Genomic DNA, 4,147 nt, shown 5'->3' with positions numbered 1-4,147 from the left:
AGCTACTGGCAACATACACATGTTTTTTATATGGCCAGAAACCGAAGGAAGCAACTTTTTCAAATGTATTTCTTCCCATAAGAAGCACATCAACCGTTGACATGAATTCTGAAAAACCAAAATCGCTCCCGTCTGGGTTAACAACATTTTCCAGCCAATCTAGCTCACCATTTATTCCCGCTATGTATCCATCAAGGCTTTGAGCCATGTAAGCTGAAACTTTCACTTTTACTCCTAAGACCTAACGCCGCGTTAAGGGGTGAGCAACGCAACTACCAACCTTCCGCATTGCACTAAAAACCAATAAAATCAACGCATAATGAAAATGCTACGCGTTGCGAATCCCTCTTTAACGCCTTGTTATGCGCGTGCTTCAGACCAAACAGCAAATTCATTACCACTTGGCTCTATAAAATGAAAACGACAACCACCAGGAAATTCAAAGATTGGACGGATGATATCGCCGCCATTTTTCACAACTTTCCCCAATGTGCTTTCAATATCTGAACTATAGAAAACTAAGAGTGCGCCACCATTTTCAGTCCGACTAGAACGCTCAGATTTGAAAAAACCACCATCTAAACCTTCATTTGAAAAAGCTGCGTATTCAGGTCCATAGTCAACAAAGCTCCAGCCAAAAACCTTTGAAAAGAATGCTTTCGTTGACTCTAAGTCTTTCGCTGCAAATTCTACATAATTGAGCTTTTCATGCTGATTCATTGTTAACTCCTGTCATTTTTCCAATTAGCGCATAACGCCCGCTTAAGGGGCTGACAACGCTACTACCAAGTTTCCGCATAACACCGTAACCACAAAAGCCAACGCATAATAAAAATGCCACGCGTTGGAAGTCCCTCTTGAAGCGTTTGTATGGATAATAACTAACGAATCAGGGTAAAGTGAGACCCAGACTTTAGCTGCAACTAAAGTTCTCTATCTGATAGTTCGATTGAAGTGTGGCTCCTCTATCGAGAGACCGATAACAAGAGCGAACGTCAGATAGAACTCCAAGCACCACACTCGAATAGTCTTCTGGGTCTCGAACCCGCATTTAGCAAGCAAGAGTTAGCTTATTATGAATACAAATACACTGCAAAACATTAATGTCGGCGTTGATACCGGCAAGTCACAATTAGATATCTATATCCGTCCTCTCGATATCTATTTTAATGTCACCAATGATGAAAAAGGCATTAAACAAGCCATCAAAACCATTAAAAAGTACCACCCTGAACGTATTGTCATCGAAGCCACCGGACGCTTAGAAATGCCATTCATCTTAGCCTGTGACAACGCTAAGTTACCCTATGTCATTGCTAATCCATTACATATCAAAAAGTTCTCCGGAGCCCTTGGCCAAAGAGCTAAAAATGACCGTTTAGATGCTGCTCTTATTGCTCATTACGCGGAAGCTATTAAACCGAAGCTCACACAATTGAAAAGTGAAAACATTCGTTTAATGAGTGACTTAGTGACAAGACGCAACCAGTTATTGACCATGCAAACCATGGAAAAGAACCGCTCTCAAATCATGCCTAGGACTGTTGCGTCATCGATTAAATCGCTACTTACCATGCTCAAAAAACAGATAGAAAACATTGAGACTAGAATCGAAAAACTCATCGAGACATGCCCTGATTACCAAGCCAAAAATGAGCTATTACAGAGCGTACCTGGCATCGGAAAAATTGCGGCAGCCTCCATCATCAGTAACGTACCTGAGCTGGGCTACATCACCAACAAACAAGCAGCTTCATTAATCGGTGTCGCTCCCATTACTCGAGAAAGCGGCAGTTATAAAGGCAAGAGAATGATCAAAGGCGGACGCATGCAAGTCAGGACGGTTTTGTACATGGCCATGATGTCTGCAATGCAATGTAACCCTGTTTTTAAACAGCACTATCAAAAGTTATTAGCGGCAGGCAAACCTAAAAAAGTAGCGATCATTGCTTGCGTCAGAAAGATGGTAGTTATCCTAAATTCTATGCTCAGAGACGGCTGCATGTGGGATGCAAACAGCGCCAAAATTAACTCTTGACGCCATAGTCTCTTGTTATGCTTTATTACTTATTGATTATATTGAACTTTTACAAAATTCATTTGTTCAAAGAAGTTTAACTCAAAATGATAAACTTGCCTACTTTCAGCAATCATTGGTGCCGATAAGATCCCAAATAAGTTGAAGCGAAATAGCCTGCGGAATCAATGAGTAAACAACACCAAAGAAAGAGACTTTTCAGCAACAGTTGAATCTTTTGCGTACATAATTTATCAGAGCAGAACCAGACAAAAGCGCACAAACATCGATAAACTTGCGCTAACCAAACACTGTCAGCAAGCTAGATGCCAATGAGATCCCAAACACGCTGAAGCGAAATAGCCTGCGGAATCAATGAGCAAACCACACCAAAGAAAGAGACCTTTCAGCAACAATCGAACCTTTTGCGTACACAATTTATCAGAGCAGAGTTAGCCGACAAAACACAAGCATCGTTCAACTTTTAATCGCCACCAAAAAGAACAATAAACTCATAATATCAATGAATTAGAATAGGAAAACTTCTAAATCAGACTGAGTTTTCCCATTAAAATTTATATATTGATTTTGCTGAGGCTCAATAAAGCATAACGCCCGCTTAAGGGGCTGACAACGCTACTACCAAGTTTCCGCATAACACTGAAACCACCGAAGTCAACGCATAATAAAAATGCCGCGCGTTGGAAGTCCCTCTTGAAGCGTTTGTTATGTTTATTTGCCAGCATACTTACTTACAAATTTTGCTTCTGCATATGGCACACTATAATCATAAATTTTATTCGTGTTAAAAAATTTAATACCCGTCACTGTTACATCACAAAAAATAGCATGTGCATATTCATGACCAAGAGGAACTTTCATCTTTTTGGCTTCTCCTGAATCTTGAGTCGATATACATTTGTCTACTTGATACGTAACAAATCCATTTAAGACTCTATTTTTATTATTTCCTATAATTTCCATTGCTTGTTCTGGTGTAGCATCAAAAACCCATCCACGCATATCAGCACGAACTATAATTTTGAACCAACCAGGAGTATTAGGATTAGATGAGCCTGAATAATTATTCCAATATGTTTCAATAGTACCAATTCCATCCTGCGCAACCAAATTGAAGTACTTTTCTTCCTTATCGTACTCATATAATTTAACATCATAAAACTTGCTATAACTATTTAATTTAACCTTATGATTAATATCATCTTTAACCTTATTAACAAAATCATCAAATTCAAAGCCTGATTCTTTTCTAGACTCAAACTCCTTCCTTAAAACTGAATAAGAATTTATATACCAATAAACTCTTTCATCTGTGATAGCATTCATAGCTAAATAATCATTCAGTAAATGGTCAAAACTAAACTTTTCATGTGATGAAATCCCACTGTTAGGTATAGTTTCATAAATTTCTGAGTTGGTAGATTTACACCCAAACATAATCACCAAATAAAAAAATAAAATATACACTCTCATAATTACTCCATGGGAACTAAGAATTTCTATAAACATAACGCCCGCTTAAGGGGCTGACAACGCTACTATCAAGTTTCCGCATAACACCGTAACCACCGAAATCAACGCACAATAAAAATGCCACGCGTTGGAAGTCCCTCTTGAAGCGTTTGTTAGCATTATATGTCGCGTTGGATAGTTTCCAATGAAATGATCCTTGATAACAGAATATTTAGTTGAACACTGGGATAATAATCCAATTTATCCTGAATAAATTTTACAATGTTCGAAATGTCACTATCGGATTTAACGAAAATGTATTTAATATCTGATGGGGACAGCTTTAAACTTTTGTGCACTTTAGTTTTGTCGTTCGCCTCAGCCATGAAACTAGAATCTAGAAACTGTGCTTCACTTACCCAAGGAGCAATGTCTGATGATTCTCTATTTACAGGCACAGCTCTCCATTCATTTTCTTGATAAAACTCTTTATTAATAACTGTTTCACCAACTCGCATTAGCCCCTGCAATCAGGGCGTCCGCATGAATGGTTAGAATTTAGCCGCCAACTTAAATCCAGCTAACAAGACTTGCTCCAAGAAGCCGGGGTTCATCATGCAACGCTTCTGCTTCATTGGCACACTAATTTTGGTTGGC

At 38.8% G+C, this 4,147-nt stretch carries 5 protein-coding genes; 1 reads left to right on the top strand and 4 read right to left on the bottom strand.

Annotated elements, in window-relative coordinates:
- On the bottom strand, positions 1 to 226 hold a 226-nt coding region (locus FKN88_RS17250; RefSeq protein WP_373567191.1), incomplete at its 3' end, for a dihydrofolate reductase family protein.
- Positions 227 to 360: 134 nt separating this feature from the next.
- On the bottom strand, positions 361 to 720 hold the full coding sequence (locus tag FKN88_RS17245; protein WP_170905739.1) for a VOC family protein: 360 nt from the start codon (positions 718 to 720) through the stop codon (positions 361 to 363).
- Between the two features lie 355 nt (positions 721 to 1,075).
- On the opposite strand from FKN88_RS17245, the gene FKN88_RS17240 reads away from it, so the two are divergent.
- The gene (locus FKN88_RS17240; RefSeq protein ID WP_154171019.1) at positions 1,076 to 2,038 is read left to right on the top strand and encodes an IS110 family transposase; all 963 of its coding nucleotides are present in this window, start codon (positions 1,076 to 1,078) and stop codon (positions 2,036 to 2,038) included.
- A gap of 711 nt (positions 2,039 to 2,749) precedes the next feature.
- Here the strand turns inward: FKN88_RS17240 and FKN88_RS17235 are convergent.
- Together FKN88_RS17235 and FKN88_RS17230 are read right to left on the bottom strand one after the other, a co-directional pair.
- Positions 2,750 to 3,511 (bottom strand): hypothetical protein, encoded by a 762-nt coding sequence (locus FKN88_RS17235; RefSeq protein ID WP_306687765.1) that lies wholly within the window; start codon positions 3,509 to 3,511, stop codon positions 2,750 to 2,752.
- A 158-nt stretch (positions 3,512 to 3,669) separates the two neighbouring features.
- Positions 3,670 to 4,008, bottom strand: coding sequence for an abortive infection system antitoxin AbiGi family protein (locus FKN88_RS17230; RefSeq protein ID WP_306690727.1), 339 nt, complete (start codon positions 4,006 to 4,008; stop codon positions 3,670 to 3,672).
- Between the last annotated feature and the right edge of the window lie 139 nt (positions 4,009 to 4,147).

Source organism: Vibrio sp. 2017_1457_13, from assembly GCF_030851525.1.
Classification (GTDB): domain Bacteria; phylum Pseudomonadota; class Gammaproteobacteria; order Enterobacterales; family Vibrionaceae; genus Vibrio; species Vibrio metschnikovii.
The sequence above is the reverse complement of the archived record's forward strand: the minus strand, read 5'-3'. Positions and strand labels throughout refer to the sequence as shown.